This is a genomic window from Pseudomonas sp. FP198, from assembly GCF_030687895.1.
GTDB lineage: Bacteria > Pseudomonadota > Gammaproteobacteria > Pseudomonadales > Pseudomonadaceae > Aquipseudomonas.
In genome coordinates this window covers 1279725-1299267 of the sequence record NZ_CP117452.1, presented here as the reverse complement: position 1 = coordinate 1299267, position 19543 = coordinate 1279725, and the positions used below count along the sequence as shown (strand labels likewise).

17 protein-coding genes are annotated in these 19543 nt (G+C 61.5%); 1 reads left to right on the top strand and 16 read right to left on the bottom strand.

Annotated features, from left to right (window positions below; translation table 11 throughout):
- Positions 1–117 precede the first annotated feature (117 nt).
- Genes PSH78_RS06035 through PSH78_RS06010 form a run of 6 tightly spaced genes read right to left on the bottom strand, consistent with a single transcriptional unit; the run spans position 118 to position 5070 of the window.
- Positions 118–753, bottom strand: a complete 636-nt coding sequence (locus tag PSH78_RS06035) for a protein-L-isoaspartate(D-aspartate) O-methyltransferase (protein ID WP_161796107.1) — start codon at positions 751–753, stop codon at positions 118–120.
- Positions 754–794: 41 nt separating this feature from the next.
- The gene (surE, locus tag PSH78_RS06030) at positions 795–1544 is read right to left on the bottom strand and encodes a 5'/3'-nucleotidase SurE (RefSeq protein ID WP_305499115.1); all 750 of its coding nucleotides are present in this window, start codon (positions 1542–1544) and stop codon (positions 795–797) included.
- Positions 1532–2590: a tRNA pseudouridine(13) synthase TruD gene (gene truD / locus PSH78_RS06025; protein WP_305499113.1), complete on the bottom strand. Its 1059-nt coding sequence runs from the start codon at positions 2588–2590 to the stop codon at positions 1532–1534. Before truD ends, surE begins: the two co-directional genes overlap by 13 nt.
- A complete protein-coding gene (ispF, locus tag PSH78_RS06020) occupies positions 2587–3060 on the bottom strand; it encodes a 2-C-methyl-D-erythritol 2,4-cyclodiphosphate synthase (protein ID WP_305499111.1) in 474 nt (157 codons plus the stop codon). Before ispF ends, truD begins: the two co-directional genes overlap by 4 nt.
- Before the next feature lie 43 nt (positions 3061–3103).
- The gene (gene fghA / locus PSH78_RS06015; protein ID WP_305499109.1) at positions 3104–3949 is read right to left on the bottom strand and encodes an S-formylglutathione hydrolase; all 846 of its coding nucleotides are present in this window, start codon (positions 3947–3949) and stop codon (positions 3104–3106) included.
- Between the two features lie 8 nt (positions 3950–3957).
- A complete protein-coding gene (locus PSH78_RS06010) occupies positions 3958–5070 on the bottom strand; it encodes an S-(hydroxymethyl)glutathione dehydrogenase/class III alcohol dehydrogenase (RefSeq protein ID WP_214915574.1) in 1113 nt (370 codons plus the stop codon).
- 107 nt (positions 5071–5177) lie between these two features.
- On the opposite strand from PSH78_RS06010, the gene PSH78_RS06005 reads away from it, so the two are divergent.
- Positions 5178–6074 (top strand): LysR substrate-binding domain-containing protein, encoded by an 897-nt coding sequence (locus tag PSH78_RS06005; RefSeq protein WP_305499106.1) that lies wholly within the window; start codon positions 5178–5180, stop codon positions 6072–6074.
- A gap of 150 nt (positions 6075–6224) precedes the next feature.
- On the opposite strand, the gene ispD is transcribed toward PSH78_RS06005, so the two are convergent.
- The 10 genes from ispD to lpxB form a co-directional block, all read right to left on the bottom strand.
- On the bottom strand, positions 6225–6932 hold the full coding sequence (gene ispD / locus PSH78_RS06000) for a 2-C-methyl-D-erythritol 4-phosphate cytidylyltransferase (RefSeq protein WP_305499105.1): 708 nt from the start codon (positions 6930–6932) through the stop codon (positions 6225–6227).
- Positions 6929–7207: a cell division protein FtsB gene (gene ftsB / locus PSH78_RS05995; protein ID WP_003184873.1), complete on the bottom strand. Its 279-nt coding sequence runs from the start codon at positions 7205–7207 to the stop codon at positions 6929–6931. The genes ispD and ftsB overlap by 4 nt, the downstream gene beginning before the upstream one ends.
- 168 nt (positions 7208–7375) lie before the next feature.
- Positions 7376–8665: a phosphopyruvate hydratase gene (gene eno, locus PSH78_RS05990; RefSeq protein WP_258631378.1), complete on the bottom strand. Its 1290-nt coding sequence runs from the start codon at positions 8663–8665 to the stop codon at positions 7376–7378.
- A gap of 154 nt (positions 8666–8819) precedes the next feature.
- Positions 8820–9665, bottom strand: a complete 846-nt coding sequence (gene kdsA / locus PSH78_RS05985; RefSeq protein WP_305499104.1) for a 3-deoxy-8-phosphooctulonate synthase — start codon at positions 9663–9665, stop codon at positions 8820–8822.
- A 4-nt stretch (positions 9666–9669) separates the two neighbouring features.
- Positions 9670–11301, bottom strand: coding sequence for a CTP synthase (locus PSH78_RS05980; protein WP_305499103.1), 1632 nt, complete (start codon positions 11299–11301; stop codon positions 9670–9672).
- A 274-nt stretch (positions 11302–11575) separates the two neighbouring features.
- Complete coding sequence (tilS, locus tag PSH78_RS05975) at positions 11576–12904, bottom strand: tRNA lysidine(34) synthetase TilS (protein ID WP_305499101.1); 1329 nt, start codon at positions 12902–12904, stop codon at positions 11576–11578.
- 133 nt (positions 12905–13037) lie between these two features.
- On the bottom strand, positions 13038–13985 hold the full coding sequence (locus tag PSH78_RS05970; protein ID WP_305499099.1) for an acetyl-CoA carboxylase carboxyltransferase subunit alpha: 948 nt from the start codon (positions 13983–13985) through the stop codon (positions 13038–13040).
- 149 nt (positions 13986–14134) lie between these two features.
- Entirely contained in the window at positions 14135–17656 is a 3522-nt protein-coding gene (dnaE, locus tag PSH78_RS05965; protein ID WP_305499098.1) for a DNA polymerase III subunit alpha, read from the bottom strand.
- A 99-nt stretch (positions 17657–17755) separates the two neighbouring features.
- Entirely contained in the window at positions 17756–18400 is a 645-nt protein-coding gene (gene rnhB / locus PSH78_RS05960) for a ribonuclease HII (RefSeq protein WP_305501184.1), read from the bottom strand.
- 11 nt (positions 18401–18411) lie between these two features.
- Positions 18412–19542, bottom strand: a complete 1131-nt coding sequence (gene lpxB, locus PSH78_RS05955; RefSeq protein WP_305499097.1) for a lipid-A-disaccharide synthase — start codon at positions 19540–19542, stop codon at positions 18412–18414.
- Position 19543: the final 1 nt, after the last annotated feature.

Below are 19543 nucleotides of genomic sequence, written 5' to 3'. Positions count from 1 at the left end.
TACCGCACACGTTTGCTCGACGCTGTTGAACGCTGTTTGGCAAACCAGCGCTTGTCGAACAGCTGCTGCCGTAAGACACATGTCGTGCCCCGGAATTCAGCGTCTGTCTATAAATGCTCAGGCCAATGGCCCGTTGAGCAACGGCACGAAACGCACCGCCCCGAGGACGTGTCGTGAAAAACCGTGTTCTTCACGCACAATCAACATCAGTTGCTGGACTTCGCCCGCACCCACCGGAATCACCAGTCGCCCGCCGGGAGCGAGTTGGTCCAGCAGGGCCTGGGGAACATCGGTGGCAACAGCCGTGACGATGATGCCGTTATAAGGCGCCAGTGCCGGCCAGCCTTCCCAACCGTCGCCCCAGCGAAACACCACGTTGCGCAGGTTCAGCTCCACCAGGCGCTCCTTGGCGCGATCCTGCAGGACCTTGATCCGTTCCACCGAAAACACCCGCTCCACCAACTGCGACAATACCGCGGTCTGGTAACCCGAGCCCGTGCCGATCTCCAGCACCTTGTCCAGCGGCCCCGCCTCCAGCAGCAACTCGCTCATGCGAGCCACCATGTAGGGCTGGGAAATGGTCTGGTTGTGGCCGATCGGCAACGCCGTGTCTTCATAGGCGCGATGGGCCAGCGCTTCATCGACGAAAAGATGGCGCGGCGTACGGCGAATCACCTCGAGCACCTGGGCGTTGGACAAGCCTTCTTCGTACAGCCGCTGGATCAACCGTTCCCGGGTCCGCTGGGAGGTCATGCCAATTCCGCGGCGCAGCATATCGTCTTGTTCACGTGCCATCAGCGCAGCCCCTCCAGCCAGCCATCGAGACTTCGAAAGGCATCGTTGAAAGTGCGATCGAGCTGCAAGGGCGTGATCGAGACATAACCCTGCATCACTGCATGGAAGTCGGTGCCAGGCCCGCCATCTTCGGCATCGCCGGCGGCGGCGATCCAGTAGCCGGCCTTGCCGCGCGGGTCGACGACATGCATCGGCCTGGCAGCCCGGGCGCGGTGACCCAGGCGAGTGAGCTGGATGCCACGGATATGATCAAGCGGCAGATTCGGGATATTCACGTTCAGCACCGTACGCGGCGGCAGGTCCAGCTCGCCGTGGGCCTGCACCAGTTTGCGGGCGAAGTAGGCGGCAGTGGGCAAATTGTCGACCTGCCGTGAAACAAACGAAAAGGCAAACGACGTATGGTTGAGGAAACGACCTTCCAGGGCGGCGGCAACCGTTCCGGAATACAGTACGTCATCGCCCAGGTTGGCCCCCAGGTTTATCCCGGAGACCACCATGTCGGGCTCGCGCTCCAGCAGGCCGTTCAGGCCCAGGTGCACGCAATCGGTCGGCGTACCGTTGAGGCTGATGAAACCGTTGTCCAGGTAGCAGGGATGCAGCGGACGGTCGAGCGTCAGCGAGCTGCTCGCGCCGCTTTTGTCCTGGTCCGGGGCGATGACCACGCACTCGGCAAAATCCGCCAGCGCAGCATAAAGCGCGGCAAGACCGGGTGCTGTCACCCCGTCGTCGTTAGAAATCAGAATACGCATGGGCTGTCCGTCTGCCCCACCGGCACCAGATCGACGAGTTCGCGCACCAAGACAGTGGCGAAACATCCGGCCGGCAGGACGAATTCCAATTGCAGAATGTCAGGCGAGGGATAATGCCACGACAGCCCGCCAATGGGCAGTCGCAGGATGCGACGTTCGTGACTCATTCCCGCGTTTATCAACCAGTCCCGCAGATCGGCCTCGTCCGCGGCGATGGCCTGCTCCAATTCGAAGGTTGCCCCGGCGGCGGGCGAAGGTCCTTCGCCCCACTGCGGCCCGGTCGGGTGCAGATCGAGAATGGCCAGGCGCGGATCGCTGCACTCAGCCTCACTGGCGGGGAAAAAACTGCGGCTGTCGGTAAAGGCGAGCAAGTCGCCCACCTGGGCTTGCCGCCAGGTACCGTCGGCGACTCGCGCCGCCAGCACCCGGTTGAACAGAAAGCTGCGCGCGGTGGACAACAGCCGAGAGCGCACGTTGCGCTGCTCCGGCAAAGCCTTGCGCGCCGCCCAGGCACGGGCATCGACGACATTGCCGCCGTCATGGCCAAAGCGCTGGGCACCAAAATAATTCGGAATGCCTTGGTGGGCGATGTGTTGCAGACGTGTCTCGATAGCCTCCTTGTCGCCCGAGAATTGGGTCAGGCGCAAGGTAAAGCCATTGGCCGAGTGCGCGCCACGCTGCAGCTTGCGTCTGTGGCGTGCGGTCTTGAGGATCTTCAGCGTATCGTTTTCTGCCGTCGACAGGTCCGGGTCGGCCTTGCCGGGCAACTGCACGCTGAACCATTGCCGGGTCAGGGCCTGACGATCCTTGAGCCCGGCGTAGCTGACCGTGCGCAAAGGCACGCCGGCGGCCTTGGCGATTCGCCGGGCAGCCTCCTCGGTATTCAAGCCGCGTTTTTCCACCCAGATCCACAGATGCTCGCCATCCCCGGACAACGGGATATCAAGCACTTCGTCGACCTGGAAATCCTCGGCGGTAGCCTTCAGTACCGCACGGCCCAATGTCTCACCGTAGGCCCGCGGGCCCAAGAGTTCCAGTTCGGTCATGGGCGCTGCAACAAGGCGACGGAATGGACGGCGATGCCTTCTTCGCGACCGACGAAACCAAGCTTCTCGGTCGTGGTGGCCTTGACGTTAACCTGGTCCAGTTCAACCTGGAGATCCTCGGCAATCCGCTGGCGCATCGCTTCGATGTGCGGCGCCATCTTGGGGGCCTGGGCAATAATGGTGTTGTCGACATTGGCCACGACCCAGCCCTTGGCGTGGATCAACGCGACCACGTGGCGCAGCAGTACGCGGCTGTCGGCGCCCTTGAATTGCGGGTCGGTGTCCGGGAAATGCTTGCCGATGTCGCCCAGGGCAGCCGCGCCAAGCAGAGCGTCGCTCAAGGCATGCAGCAACACGTCACCGTCAGAATGCGCAAGCAGCCCGAAGCCGTGTGCGATACGCACGCCGCCCAGAGTAATGAAGTCGCCTTCAGCGAAACGGTGAACATCGTAGCCGTGGCCAATACGCATAAAAAAACGCCCCGATTTTTGTCAGGGCGTGATTCTACCTGCATTAGGCGTTCAGAGCGCGCGCATGATGCTGCAAGTGTTCATCAATAAAGCTGGCGATGAAGAAATAGCTGTGGTCGTAGCCTGGTTGCAGGCGCAACTCCAGCGGATGACCGGCCGCTTTGGCCGCCTGCTGCAGCGCTTCGGGCTTGAGCTGATTGGCCAGGAAATCATCGCGATCACCCTGATCCACCAGCAGTGGCAGCTTTTCCTGCGCCTCGGCAATCAATGCACAGGCATCCCACTCACGCCACTTCGAGCGGTCTTCCCCCAGGTAGCGGGAAAAAGCCTTCTGCCCCCACGGACAATCCATCGGGTTGTTGATCGGCGAAAAAGCCGACACCGAACGGTAGCGCCCTGGGTTGCGCAAGGCGCAGACCAGCGCGCCATGGCCGCCCATGGAATGACCACTGATGCCGCGTTTATCCGAGGCAGGGAAATGCGCTTCGACCAGCGTCGGCAATTCCTGCACCACATAGTCATGCATCCGATAGTGTCGCGCCCAAGGATCCTGCGTGGCATTCAGATAAAAGCCCGCGCCCAGGCCGAAATCCCAGGCGCCGTCCGGATCGCCCGGCACATCGGCGCCACGGGGGCTGGTGTCCGGCGCGACGATGATCAGCCCCAACTCGGCGGCCATGCGCTGGGCACCGGCCTTGTGCATGAAGTTTTCATCGGTGCAGGTCAGTCCGGACAACCAGTACAGCACCGGCAGCTTGCCGCCCTGCTCGGCTTGCGGCGGCAGGTAGACGGCAAAGACCATGTCACAACCGAGCACTTCGGAACGGTGACGGTAACGTTTGTGCCAGCCGCCGAAGCTTTTCTGGCAGGAGATGTTTTCCAGGCTCATGACCGACCTCAGAAATGGATAACGGTACGGATGCTCTTGCCTTCGTGCATCAGGTCGAATGCCTTGTTGATGTCTTCCAGGCCCATGGTGTGGGTGATGAAAGTATCCAGCGGGATCTCGCCCTTTTCGGCCATTTCCACATAGCTTGGCAACTCGCTGCGACCACGCACGCCGCCAAAGGCCGAACCGCGCCAGACGCGACCGGTCACCAATTGGAATGGACGGGTGGCAATTTCCTGGCCGGCCCCGGCCACGCCGATGATCACCGACTCGCCCCAACCCTTGTGGCAGCATTCCAGCGCGGCACGCATCAACTGGACATTGCCGATGCATTCAAAGGAGAAGTCCACGCCGCCATCGGTCATGTCGACGATGACTTCCTGGATCGGGCGATCGAAGTCTTTCGGGTTGACGCAATCGGTCGCGCCGAGCTGCCTGGCGATTTCGAACTTGGCCGGGTTGATGTCGATGGCGATGATGCGCGAGGCCTTGGCTTTCACCGCGCCGATCACTGCCGACAGGCCGATGCCGCCCAGGCCGAAAATCGCCACGGTGTCCCCTGGCTTGACCTTGGCGGTATTGAGCACCGCGCCGATGCCGGTGGTGACACCGCAGCCCAGCAGGCAGACTTTTTCCAGGGGCGCTTCTTTTGGAATCTTCGCTACGGAGATTTCCGGTAGCACGGTGTATTCAGAGAACGTCGAAGTACCCATGTAGTGGAAAATCGTCTCGCCCTTGTAGGAAAAGCGCGAAGTGCCGTCCGGCATCAGGCCTTTGCCTTGGGTGGCGCGAATCGCCTGACACAGGTTGGTCTTGCCCGACTTGCAGAACTTGCACTGGCCGCACTCCGGTGTGTACAGCGGAATCACATGATCACCCACCGCCACCGAAGTCACACCTTCGCCAATCGCTTCGACGATCGCGCCGCCTTCATGACCGAGGATCGACGGGAAGATCCCCTCCGGGTCAGCGCCCGACAACGTGTAGGCGTCGGTATGGCAAACGCCCGAAGCCACCACGCGCAACAGCACCTCGCCAGCTTTCGGCATGGCGACATCGACTTCAACGATTTCCAGGGGTTTCTTGGCCTCGAAGGCAACGGCGGCGCGCGACTTGATCATTCGGATTCTCCGGCAAATAAAAACAAGACCGGGAGTGTAATCCTTCGCCGAACGATGAATAATCCAACCAAAAGCAAAACATTATTGCTGTATAGGGACAATCCTTCATGTATGACAATCGCTGGGAAGGCATCGACGAGTTCGTCGCCGTGGCCGAATGCAGCCAGTTCACCGCGGCGGCCGAGCGCCTCGGGGTTTCGTCTTCGCACATCAGTCGACAAATCGTACGGCTGGAAGAGCGTCTGCAGACACGATTGCTCTATCGCAGTACCCGGCGTGTGACCCTCACCGAGGCTGGTCAGACTTTTCTGCAGCATTGCCAGCGCCTGCAGGACGGACGCGAGGAAGCGCTGCGGGCGGTGGGTGATCTCACCAGCGAACCCAAGGGCATGCTGCGAATGACCTGCGCCGTGGCCTACGGCGAGCGCTTTATCGTGCCGCTGGTGACGCGGTTCATGGGGCTGTACCCGCAACTGCGAGTAGACATCGAACTGAGCAATCGCCCACTGGACCTGGTTCACGAAAGTCTGGACCTGGCGATTCGCCTCGGCCGCCTGCAGGACTCGCGCCTGGTCGCGACACGCCTGGCGCCGCGGCGCATGTATCTCTGTGCTTCACCGTCCTATCTGGAACGCTATGGTCGGCCCCACAGTGTGTCGGAACTGAGCCGTCACAACTGCCTGATCGGCAGCTCCGACATTTGGCAACTGGAGCAGAACGGGCGGGAATTTTCTCAACGGGTGCAGGGAAACTGGCGTTGTAACAGTGGGCAAGCGGTGCTTGATGCGGCGCTGCAAGGGGTGGGTTTGTGCCAATTGCCGGATTATTACGTGCTTGAGCATCTGCACAGCGGTGCACTGATCTCTTTGCTGGAGGCTCATCAACCGCCGAACACAGCGGTTTGGGCGTTGTACCCGCAGCAACGGCATTTGTCGCCCAAGGTGCGCAAGTTGGTGGATTACTTGAAGGAGGGGTTGGCTGAGCGGCCGGAGTATCGGGGGTGACCGTGGTTTTTGTGTTGCCTGAGCAATTGCTATCGCGAGCAGGCTCGCTCCCACAGAGGTTTTTGGTTGTACCCAACATTCATGGCGACTGGAGATCCAATGTGGGAGCGAGCCTGCTCGCGAAGACGGTCAGGAAGACGCCTCCAGCGCTCAACGCCGATTAGCCCAACGCTGGCGCAACCACTCCAGGTCTTCCGGCCGGGTTACCTTGATGTTGTCAGATCGCCCTTCGATCAACCGAGGCGCCTGCCCCGCCCATTCCATGGCCGAAGCTTCGTCGGTGATCAGTGCATCCGCCACCAGGCTGTCGGCCAGGGCCCGATGCAAGGCGCCGAGGCGGAACATCTGTGGCGTGTAGGCTTGCCAGATCACGCTGCGATCGATTGTTTCCAGCACACGGCCATGCTTGTCGACGCGCTTGAGCGTATCGCGCGCCGGTACCGCCAACAGACCGCCGACCGGATCGTTCGCCAGCTCATGGAGCAATGTGTCGAGATCGCCCCGCGCCAGATTGGGCCGCGCGGCGTCATGCACCAGCACCCAATCGAAATCGTCGGCGCCTTGTTCATGAAGGTGCAACAAGGCATTGAGCACCGAATCGGAACGCTGCTCACCGCCGGCCACACGCTGGATTCGAGGATCGCTGGCGCAGGCCAGTGTCGGCCAGTAAGGGTCGTCCTGTGCAACGCTGACCACCACGCCCTTGACGGTTGGGTGGTCGAGAAAACAGCCAAGGCTGTGTTCGAGAATGGTACGTCCGCCCAGTTGCAGATATTGCTTGGGACGGTCCGCGGCCATGCGGGCGCCAACGCCCGCGGCAGGAATCACGGCCCAGAAGGCCGGCAAACGAATACTCATTGGGCCAACTGGTAGAGGGTTTCGCCCTCCTTGACCATGCCCAGCTCATGTCGAGCCCGCTCTTCAACGGTTTCCATGCCTTTTTTCAGCTCTGTCACTTCGGCGTCCATTACCCGGTTACGCTCCAGCAGCGCCTCGTTTTCAGCATGCTGGTCGGCAATTTGCTGAGTCAGGTCGGCCACTTGCGCCAGGCTGCCGTTACCCACCCACAGGCGGTACTGCAAGCCGGCCAGCAAGAGAAGCAAGACAAGAAACAACCAATTGGGACTGCGCATCGAATATCAGTATCCAGTGAAAAAAGACCGCCATGCCAAACTTGAAGGTCTGATAGCACGAAGCCTGGAAAATCCAGGCTTGTGCTTGATAAGGCATCAGATTAGAGGCAAAACCGTCGCCTTGGCGACCTTTGCGACACAATCCGCTGTCTTTTTACCATTTACCGCTTAGCCGCGAAACTCGGCACGGCCGTTGTACTTGGCCTTGCCGTTCAACTGCTCTTCGATACGCAGCAGTTGGTTGTACTTGGAAACGCGGTCGGAACGGCACAGGGAACCGGTCTTGATCTGGCCTGCCGCAGTACCCACGGCCAGGTCGGCGATGGTCGAATCTTCGGTTTCACCGGAACGGTGGGAGATTACCGCGGTGTAGCCGGCAGCCTTGGCCATCTGGATGGCTTCCAGGGTTTCGGTCAGGGTACCGATCTGGTTGAACTTGATCAGGATCGAGTTGGCGATCTTCTTGTCGATGCCCTCTTTCAGGATCTTGGTGTTGGTCACGAACAGGTCGTCACCCACCAGCTGGGTTTTCTCGCCGATCTTGTCGGTGAGGATTTTCCAGCCAGCCCAGTCGGACTCGTCCAGGCCATCTTCGATGGAGATGATCGGGTAGCGCTCGGTCAAGCCCTTGAGGTAGTCGGCAAAACCTTCGGCGGTGAACACCTGGCCTTCGCCGGACAGATTGTATTTACCGTCTTCGAAGAACTCACTGGCCGCGCAGTCCAGGGCCAGGGTCACGTCGGTGCCCAGCTTGTAGCCAGCGTTGGCCACGGCTTCGGAGATCACTTTCAGCGCGTCTTCGTTGGACGCCAGGTTCGGCGCGAAGCCGCCTTCGTCGCCAACCGCGGTGCTCAGGCCACGGGCCTTCAGCACGGCCTTGAGGTGATGGAAAATCTCGGTGCCCATACGCAGGCCTTCGGAGAAGGACTTGGCGCCGACCGGCTGGACCATGAATTCCTGGATGTCGACGTTGTTATCGGCATGCTCGCCGCCGTTGATGATGTTCATCATCGGCACCGGCATCGAGTAGACGCCCGGGGTACCGTTCAGGTTGGCGATGTGCGCGTACAGCGGCAGGTCCTGGTCCTGGGCGGCAGCCTTGGCGGCGGCCAGGGAAACGGCGAGGATCGCGTTGGCGCCCAGGGTCGCTTTGTTTTCGGTACCGTCGAGTTTGATCATGGCCTGGTCGAGGGCTTTCTGGTCGGCAGGGTCCTTGCCCAGCAACAGGTCGCGGATCGGACCGTTGATGTTGGCGACGGCTTTCAGCACGCCCTTGCCCAGGTAACGGCTCTTGTCGCCATCACGCAGCTCCAGCGCTTCGCGCGAGCCAGTGGAAGCACCGGACGGCGCGCAGGCGCTGCCGATGATGCCGTTGTCGAGAAGCACGTCCGCTTCGACAGTGGGGTTGCCACGGGAGTCGAGAACTTCACGACCTTTGATGTCGACGATTTTTGCCATTGTTGTGAACACTCCAAAGTTGACGAAAACGACGCAGCGAGAGGAAATCTTTTACCGTCGGCGGGTACAGAGCAGCGGGCAGGCTCGCCGACGATAACGCCCGGCCCGCAGGCCAGAGCGTTTATCGAGCGGTACTTTACCGGAGAAAGCCGTGTTACGCGGTTTCTATCGTCGGAAAACCCTTGACCAGCTCGTCCAGCGCCTTGAGCTGAGACAGGAAAGGTTCCAGCTTGTTCAAGCGCAGGGCACAAGGGCCGTCGCACTTGGCGTTGTCCGGATCAGGGTGGGCTTCGAGGAACAGGCCCGCCAAGGACTGGCTCATGCCGGCCTTGGCCAGCTCGGTGACCTGGGCGCGACGACCGCCCGCGGAATCGGAACGACCGCCGGGCATCTGCAGCGCATGAGTAACGTCGAAGAATACCGGGTACTCGAACTGCTTCATGATGCCGAAGCCGAGCATGTCCACCACCAGGTTGTTGTAGCCGAAGCTCGAACCGCGCTCGCAGAGGATCAACTGATCGTTGCCGGCCTCTTCGCACTTGCTCAGGATGTGTTTCATTTCCTGGGGCGCGAGGAACTGGGCTTTCTTGATGTTGATCACCGCGCCGGTCTTGGCCATCGCGACCACCAGGTCGGTCTGGCGCGACAGGAAGGCCGGCAGCTGGATGATGTCGCAGACCTCGGCGACAACCGCGGCCTGGTCAGGCTCGTGCACGTCGGTGATGATCGGCACGCCGAACGCTTGCTTGATGTCCTGGAAGATCCGCATGCCCTCTTCCAGGCCCGGACCACGGTAGGAAGTCACGGATGAACGGTTGGCCTTGTCGAAGCTGGCCTTGAACACGTAAGGAATGCCCAGCTTCTGGGTGACCTTGACGTACTCCTCACAGACCTGCATAGCCATGTCGCGGCTTTCCAGCACGTTCATGCCGCCGAACAGTACCATGGGTTTGTCGTTGGCAATCTCGATGTCGCCGACGCGGATGATCTTCTGAGCCATGGTCTTATGCCTTCTTCTGGTGTTGAGCCAATGCGGCTTTCACGAAACCGCTGAACAACGGATGACCGTCACGCGGTGTCGAGGTGAACTCCGGGTGGAACTGGCAAGCGACGAACCACGGGTGGTCCGCGGCCTCGACCACTTCAACCAACGCACCGTCACCGGAGCGGCCGGAGATTTTCAGGCCGGCTTCGATCAGTTGTGGCAGCAGGTTGTTGTTGACTTCATAGCGGTGGCGGTGACGCTCGACGATCACGTCCTTGGCGTAGCAATCGTGCACCTTGGAGCCAGCTTCCAGCAGGCACTCCTGGGCTCCGAGGCGCATGGTGCCGCCCAGGTCGGAAGTTTCTGTACGCACTTCGACCGAGCCGGTGGCGTCTTCCCACTCGGTGATCAGACCCACGACCGGGTGGCCGCTGCTGCGATCGAATTCGGTGGAGTTGGCGTCCTTCCAGCCCATCACGTTACGCGCGAACTCGATGACTGCCACTTGCATGCCCAGGCAGATGCCCAGGTAAGGCACCTTGTTCTCGCGAGCGTATTGCACCGCGGTGATCTTGCCTTCCACGCCCCGCAGGCCAAAGCCGCCCGGCACGAGGATCGCATCGGCGCCTTCAAGCAGGCCGGTGCCCTGGTTCTCGATGTCTTCGGAATCGATGTAGCGCAGGTTGACCTTGGTGCGGTTGCTGATGCCGGCATGACTCATCGCCTCGATCAGCGACTTGTACGCGTCCAGTAGCTCCATGTACTTGCCGACCATGGCGATGGTGACTTCGTGCTCCGGGTTCAGCTTGGCATCGACGACCGCGTCCCATTCCGAGAGGTCGGCACTGGCGCATTGCAGGCCGAAGCGCTCGACGACGAAGTCATCCAGGCCCTGAGAATGCAGGATGCCGGGGATCTTGTAGATGGTGTCGGCGTCTTCCAGGCCGATCACCGCACGCTCTTCGACGTTGGTGAACTGGGCGATCTTGCGCCGCGAGGAAATATCGATCGGGTGGTCGGAGCGGCAGATCAGCACGTCCGGCTGCAGGCCGATGGAGCGCAGCTCCTTGACCGAGTGCTGGGTCGGCTTGGTCTTGGTTTCACCGGCGGTAGCAATGTACGGAACCAGTGTCAGGTGCATCAGCATCGCGCGCTTGGCGCCGATTTCGAAACGCAGCTGGCGGATGGCCTCGAGGAACGGCTGGGATTCGATATCGCCCACGGTACCGCCGATCTCGACCATCGCCACGTCGGCGTCGCCGGCACCCTTGATGATGCGGCGCTTGATTTCGTCGGTGATGTGCGGAATGACCTGGATGGTCGCGCCCAGGTAGTCACCCCGACGCTCCTTGCGCAGCACGTGCTCATAGACACGGCCGGTGGTGAAGTTGTTGTTCTGGGTCATGGTCGTGCGGATGAACCGCTCGTAGTGGCCCAGGTCCAGGTCGGTCTCGGCGCCGTCGTGGGTGACGAACACTTCACCGTGCTGGAACGGGCTCATGGTGCCCGGGTCGACGTTGATGTACGGGTCCAGCTTGAGCATGGTGACCTTAAGTCCCCGCGCCTCCAGGATGGCCGCCAATGAAGCCGAGGCAATGCCTTTCCCCAATGAAGAAACAACACCGCCCGTGACGAATATGTAGCGCGTCATGAAAAACCCTAGAAGTCTGCGTTAAAGCGGTCCGAGCCGCCGGGGAGAGCGAAGGAAGGCCGAAGCCCCCGATCACCTGCATTAATCACAGTGCACCTTTCAAAAAAACCGCCGCGTCGGGACAGACCGGAGGTGAAATCACCGGTACGTTGCTCGCTACACATTTTTTGGAATCGCCCAGCAAAGACTGCTTGGTAATCGGCAACTCCTGCAATTCAGGCGAATCCACAGAAGTTGTATCAAGAAGGGAGCGTAGTCTACCGGAAAGCCCCTTTCAGCTCAAACCCAGATCTTGGCTTCCTGGCGTCCAGATCAATTGCCAACTGCCACCAGCCTGCGCGTCGAGCCCGGCCAGATTGGCCACCGCCAATAATTGTTCACCTTGATAAAGCAGCGGCAATCGACCGCGGACGAACGCCGGCAGGCCGCTTTCATTGAGCAGGCGCTTGAGATCACGGTGACCCCGGCCGGGGACGTCCAGCACTTCGCCGCCTTGGCGATAACGAACACAGAGTGGACCGATGGGGCCCTTGCCGCGCAGGATCACCCTGCCGTTATCGGGCAATGACAAGGGCTGATCAACCCGCGCCCAGGCTACCGAGCCCGAGACCGGACGCAGCCAGTGGTCGGATAACCACCAGACTCTTCCGCCGGCCCGGTGCAATTCGCCGCCGGCCAGTCGCCAGATCGGGCGGGCGTCCTCTTGCGCGTCACGCAGTGAGTCCCAGCCGACCCAATGATCGCTGTCGGGAAGGCTCGTCAGCGGCGCCAGCCAGTGACTCAGCGCATTGCGCTGGCGAGCCGGCGAGAGGGCCCGCAATGGCGCCAGTTCCAGTGACTGCAGCCCGAGCCAGTCGAATGCGCCCGGCGGGCGGGCGCGGTGCAGATCGAACTGCGCCAGCTCGTCCAGCAAGCCCTGGGCCTCGCTCAAATGCGCGGCGCTGCGGGCCAGGGTCAACGACGCTTGGGGCCACTGCGCGGACAACACTGGGAAGACCCGCTGGCGCAGGTAATTGCGCGCGTACCGGAGATCGTCGTTGGAGGGATCCTCGATCCAGTCCAGGCCTTGCTCCGCCGCGTAGTTTTCCAACTCTGCCCGGGACACGTCGAGCAATGGCCGCAGTAAATGCCCCTGGCCCAAGGCTCGCTGCCGGGGCATCGCCGCCAAGCCCCTCGCCCCTGCCCCGCGCAGCAAACGAAACAACAAGGTTTCTGCCTGATCATCGCGATGCTGGCCTGTGAGCAACACTTCGTTGCCCTGCGTCGCGGCAATGAACGCCGCATAACGCGCGTCACGGGCGGCTCGTTCGATGCTGGCGCCGGGGCGGACTTGCACACAGACCACCTCCAGAGGCACGCCAAGGGCTGCGCAAACCCGACGACAATGTTCAGGCCAGGCATCGGCCACAGCCTGGAGGCCGTGATGGACGTGAATGGCGCTCAGCGCAGGCAACGAATGGTTTTTCGAAAGGGTCGTGAGCAGATGCAACAGGACAGTGGAATCGAGGCCACCGGAGAAAGCGATGCGCCAGGTGGCGGCGTTGCGCCAGGGGGATAGCTGGGTGAGGAGCCGGGCCGTCAGGTCAATGGTGGGTTGATTCATGGAAACTGGCCTTCACACAAAGCAAATGTGGGAGCGAGCTTGCTCGCGATGGCGGTGTATCAGTCAACTCATCTGTTGAATGTCAATCCGCTTTCGCGAGCAGGCTCGCTCCCACATGGGTGTTGCAGTCGGATCAGAGACCGTAGCTCATCAACCGCTCGTAGCGACGCGCCAGCAGCGCGTCGTTATCGAAGTTCTTGAGCATCGACAGCTGGGAGCTCAGCTCCGCGCGAATCAGCGCTGCGGCCGCGACCGGGTCGCGATGGGCGCCGCCCACTGGCTCGCTGATCACCTTGTCGACGATACCCAGGCCCTTCAGGCGTTCGGCGGTGATGCCCATGGCTTCCGCGGCGTCCGGTGCCTTCTCGGCGGTTTTCCACAGGATCGAGGCGCAGCCTTCCGGCGAGATCACCGCGTAAGTGGAATATTGCAGCATGTTCAACTGGTCGCAGACGCCGATGGCCAACGCCCCGCCGGAACCGCCTTCGCCGATCACGGTAGCGATGATCGGGGTCTTCAGGCGAGCCATCACGCGCAGGTTCCAGGCAATCGCTTCGCTCTGGTTGCGCTCTTCGGCGTCGATACCCGGGTAGGCGCCCGGCGTGTCGATGAACGTCAGGATCGGCATCTTGAAGCGCTCGGCCATTTCCATCAGGCGGCAGGCCTTGCGGTAGCCTTCCGGACGCGGCATGCCGAAGTTGCGGCGTACTTTCTCGCGCACTTCGCGGCCTTTCTGGTGGCCGATGATCATCACCGGCTGGTCATCCAGACGGGCGACACCGCCGACGATCGCGGCGTCATCGGAGAAGTGACGGTCGCCGTGAAGTTCATCGAACTCGGTGAAGATGTGTTCAATGTAGTCCAGGGTGTAGGGACGACGCGGATGCCGCGCCAGACGCGCGATCTGCCAGCTGGTCAGCTTGCCGAAGATGTCCTCGGTCAGCGTGCGGCTTTTGTCCTGCAGCCGAGAGATTTCATCGCCGATATTCAGCGAATTGTCGTTACCGACCAAGCGCAACTCTTCGATCTTGGCTTGAAGGTCGGCGATCGGCTGTTCGAAATCTAGAAAATTCGGGTTCATAGGCGTCCGTCTTGGGTCGACGTCCAAGTGAGCTTGGGCCGGCCGGTTGTCTATTCGCGCCTACCTTAAGGGAGAGGCGCGTTCAGGTCGAGATTAAAAATTCGAGTCGAGGTCAGGGGCGCTCCAGGTTCAGGAGTGGCCCCTGGCCGTCAACGGTATTGGAGGAAGACGTTGTCTTTGCCGAACTGGTCACGCAAGGCTTGAATCAACGCATCCGCCGGGTCGATCCGCCAGCCCTCGCCGAACTGCAGCACGGCCTTGGCATCGGGGCGCACGTATTCCATGGTGATCGGGCACGCACCACGGTGACGCTTGAACAACTCGCCCAACCAGCGTAGCTGATCGCCCTTGAGGTCCTGGGTCTGCAACTTCAGGCGCAGGCTCTCGGCCAGGTTGGTGCGGGCATCCTCCATGCTCATCACCCGCTTGACCCGCAACCGCAGGCCGCCGGAGAAGTCGTCGTTACTGACCTCGCCTTCCACCACAACCATTGCATCCGTCTGCAACAGCGACTGCGCCGAATGGAACGCATCGGCAAACAACGACGCCTCGATACGCCCGGAGCGGTCATCGAGGGTGATGAAGCCCATCTTGTCGCCCTTTTTGTTCTTCATTACCCGCAGGGCGATGATCATGCCGGCGACGGTTTGCGTATCGCGAGCGGGCTTCAGGTCGATGATGCGCTGGCGAGCGAAGCGGCGGATTTCGCCCTCGTACTCGTCGATCGGATGGCCGGTCAGGTACAGGCCCAAGGTATCTTTCTCGCCCTTGAGGCGCTCCTTGAGGGTCAGTTCCTTGGCCTTGCGATGGTTGGCATACACATCGGCGTCTTCCTCGACAAACAGCCCGCCAAACAGGTCGGCGTGGCCGCTGTCGTGGGTACGGGCGGTCTGTTCAGCAGCCTTGATCGCCTCCTCCATCGCCGCCAGCAACACCGCGCGGTTGCGGTCGATGTTGGCCTGGTAGGCCTTGGGCTCATCCTGGAAGTACGGGCCCAAGCGGTCCAGCGCGCCACTGCGGATCAGCCCGTCGAGGGTGCGCTTGTTGATGCGCTTGAGGTCGACCCGCGCGCAAAAATCGAACAGGTCCTTGAACGGCCCGTCCTGGCGCGCTTCGGTGATCGCCTCCACCGGACCCTCGCCCACGCCCTTGATCGCGCCAAGGCCATAGATGATGCGGCCTTCGTCGTTGACCGTGAATTTGAACTCCGAAGCGTTCACATCCGGCGCGTCGAGGCGCAGCTTCATGGTCCGCACTTCTTCGATCAAGGTCACGACCTTGTCGGTGTTGTGCATGTCCGCCGAGAGTACCGCGGCCATGAACGGCGCCGGGTAGTGCGCCTTCAGCCACGCGGTCTGGTACGAAACCAGGCCATAGGCGGCGGAGTGGGATTTGTTGAAGCCGTAGCCGGCGAACTTTTCCACCAGGTCGAAGATGTTGCCCGCCAGGTCCGCATCGATGCCGTTGTTCGCACAACCCTCGATGAAACCACCGCGTTGCTTGGCCATCTCCTCGGGCTTTTTCTTACCCATGGCTCGACGCAGCATGTCCGCGCCGCCGAGGGTGTAACCGGCCATGACCTGGGCAATCTGCATCACCTGTTCCTGATACAGGATGATGCCGTAGGTCGGCGCCAGCACCGGCTTGAGGCCGTCGTACTGGTAGTCCGGGTGCGGGTACGCCAGCTCGGCGCGCCCGTGCTTGCGGTTGATGAAGTCATCGACCATGCCCGATTGCAGAGGGCCCGGACGGAACAGGGCCACCAGTGCGATCAGGTCTTCGAGGCAGTCGGGCTTGAGCTTCTTGATCAGCTCCTTCATGCCGCGCGATTCAAGCTGGAACACCGCGGTGGTTTCGGCTTTTTGCAACAGACTGTAGGTCGGCTTGTCGTCCAGCGGAATGAAGGCGATGTCCAGCGGCTCTTCGCCGACCTTGGCCCGGTCGCGGTTGATGGTCTTGAGCGCCCAATCGATGATCGTCAGGGTCCGCAGGCCGAGGAAGTCGAACTTCACCAGGCCCGCCGCCTCGACGTCGTCCTTGTCGAACTGGGTCACCAGGCCGTCGCCCTCTTCGTCGCAATAGATCGGCGAAAAGTCAGTCAGTTTGGTCGGCGCGATCACCACGCCACCGGCGTGCTTGCCGACGTTACGCACCACGCCTTCGAGCTTGCGGGCCATCTCCCAGATTTCCGCCGCTTCTTCATCGACCTTGATGAAGTCGCGCAGGATCTCTTCCTGCTCGTAGGCTTTTTCCAGGGTCATGCCGACTTCGAAAGGGATCATCTTCGACAGACGATCCGCCAGGCCGTAGGACTTGCCCTGCACTCGCGCCACGTCACGCACCACTGCCTTGGCGGCCATGGAACCGAAGGTGATGATCTGGCTTACCGCGTTGCGGCCGTACTTCTCGGCCACATAGTCGATCACCCGGTCGCGACCGTCCATGCAGAAGTCGACGTCGAAGTCGGGCATGGAAACCCGTTCCGGATTGAGGAAACGTTCGAACAGCAGGTCGTATTCCAGCGGGTCGAGGTCGGTGATCTTCTGCACGTAGGCCACCAGCGACCCGGCACCCGACCCCCGCCCTGGGCCGACGGGCACGCCGTTGCTCTTGGCCCACTGGATAAAATCCATCACGATCAGGAAGTAACCGGGAAAACCCATCTGGATGATGATATCCAGCTCGAAATTCAGCCGGTCGACATAGACCTGGCGCTTGGCTTCGTAATCTTCGGTGGTGTCCTTGGGCAGCAGGACCTTGAGGCGCTCGTCCAGGCCGTCGAACGAAACCTTGCGAAAATACTCATCGATGGTCATGCCATCGGGAATCGGGAAGTTGGGCAGGAAATGTTTGCCCAGCTTCACTTCGATGTTGCAGCGCTTGGCAATCTCGACGGTGTTTTCCAGCGCCTCGGGCAGGTCGCTGAACAGCTCCGCCATCTCCTCGGCGCTCTTGAGGTACTGCTGGTCGCTGTAGTTCTTTGACCGACGAGGATCATCAAGGGCCCGCCCCTCACCGATGCAGACGCGGGTTTCGTGGGCTTCGAAATCTTCCTGCTTGATGAACCGCACGTCGTTGGTCGCCACCAGCGGCGCGCCCAGCTTGTCGGCCAGGGCCACGGCGGCGTGCAGGTGCTCTTCGTCATTCGGACGGTTGGTGCGTTGCACCTCGATATAGAAGCGGTCCGGGAACACCGTCATCCAGTCGCGAGCCAGTTGCTCGGCTTCCTCGGTGTTGTCGCTGAGCAGGGCCAGGCCGATCTCACCCTCCTTGGCCGCCGACAGCATGATCAGGCCTTCGCTCGCCTCGGCCACCCACTCGCGCTCGATGATGATCGAGCCATTGCGCTGGCCCTCGATAAAACCGCGGGAAATCAGCTCGGTGAGGTTGCGGTAGCCGACGGCGTTCATCACCAGCAGGCTGATACGGCTCAGCGGCGCATCCGGGTCCTTGTTCGCCAGCCACAGGTCGGCACCGCAGATCGGCTTGATCCCGGCGCCCATGGCGTTCTTGTAGAACTTGACCAGCGAACACATGTTGTTCTGGTCGGTAACGGCCACGGCAGGCATGTTCATGCCGACCAGGGTCTTGACCAATGGCTTGATCCGCACCAGGCCGTCGACCAGGGAATATTCAGTGTGCAGGCGTAGATGAACGAATGAAGCCGGCATAGTGATCCTGCGTTAAGTCATGAAAACAACAAGGCCCGGATTGTACCGGGCCTTGGGTAAAACATCAGCCATGAGCGGTCAGCCTGACAAAGGCCTGCATCAGGAAACCAGAGCCTGACTACTCACAATCAAGCCTTCGCGAGCTTCATAGGCCAGCCGCACCGGGGCGAACGAGCGCCGGTGGATGGGCGTCGGCCCGAGGCGCGCCAAGGCTTCCAGATGAACGGGGGTCGGATAGCCCTTGTGGCTGCCGATGCCATAGCCCGGGTAGATCAATTCGAACGCGGCCATTTCCCGGTCGCGGCTGACCTTGGCCAGAATCGACGCCGCTGCGATAGCCGGCACCTTGCCGTCGCCCTGGATGACCGCTTCAGCGCGCATCGACAGCTGGGGGCAACGGTTGCCGTCGATCATCGCCAGCTTCGGTGTGATGTGCAGGCCGTGTACCGCCCGCTGCATCGCCAGCATGGTGGCGTGCAGGATGTTCAACTCGTCGATTTCTTCGACCTCGGCCCGGGCAATGCACCAGCTCAAGGCTTTTTCGCAGATCTCGTCGTAGAGTTTTTCACGCCGGGCCTCGGTGAGCTTCTTGGAGTCATCGAGCCCCAGGATCGGCCGCTTCGGATCGAGGATCACCGCCGCCGTCACCACCGCACCGCACAACGGGCCACGGCCCACCTCATCGACACCCGCGACCAACTCTTCGACTTCGGCGACCAGGTTGAAATCCAGGCCCATCTGCAGCTTCACGTTGCTCATCGTCTGGCGCCGATCAAGGTCAGTACCGCGTCTGCTGCCTGGTTGGAGGCATCGCGACGCAAGGTACGGTGGATTTCGTCAAAGCCCCGGGTCTGTTCCTCGCCGCCATCGATCAACGGCAAAAGCGTGCTGGCCAGGGACTCGGCGGTCGCGTCATCCTGCAGCAGTTCAGGCACCAGCAGGCGCTGGGCCAGCAGGTTCGGCAGGGAAACGTAAGGGCTCTTGACCATGCGTTTGAGAATCCAGAACGTCAACGGCGCCAGGCGATAGGCAACCACCATCGGGCGCTTGTACAACAATGCCTCAAGGGTAGCGGTGCCGGAAGCAATCAGCACGGCATCGCAGGCCGCCAGCGCTTGATGGGATTGGCCGTCGAGCAGCGTGACCGGCAAATCGCGATCGGCCAGGAGCGCCTCGAGCTGGACCCGCCGCTGTGGACTGGCGCACGGCAAGATGAATCGTACGTCCGGACGCATCGCCCGCAGACGCTCGGCGGCGTCGAAGAACAACCCGCCCAGGCGACTCACTTCGCCGCCTCGGCTCCCCGGCATCAACGCCACCAGCGGCCCCGCGGCGAGGCCCAGCCCCTGGCGAGCCGCCTCGCGGTCCGCCTCCAGGGGAATGGTGTCGGCCAGGGTGTGACCGACAAATCGCACGGGCACGCCTTTTTCTTCGTAGAACCGGGCTTCGAACGGCAGCAGCGTAAGCATCAGGTCGCAGCCCTCGCGAATCTTCAACACGCGCTTCTGTCGCCAGGCCCAGACCGACGGGCTGACGTAATGCACCGTCTTGATCCCGGCCTGGCGCAGCTTGAGTTCGATATTGAGGGTGAAATCCGGCGCATCGATACCGATGAACACATCCGGTTTTTCTTCGATCAGCGTCTGGATCAGCTTCTTGCGCCGGGCCAGCAGCTCACGCAAGCGGCCGAGCACTTCCACCAGCCCCATCACCGACAGGCGCTCCATCGGGAAGTAGGAGACCAGTCCCTCGGCTTCCATCAATGGCCCACCCACGCCGATAAACTCGACCGCCGGGTGCTGCGCCTTGAGCGCGCGCATCAGGCCGGCGCCCAGGATGTCACCGGACGCTTCGCCCGCCACCAGTGCGATACGCAGGTTAGCCATG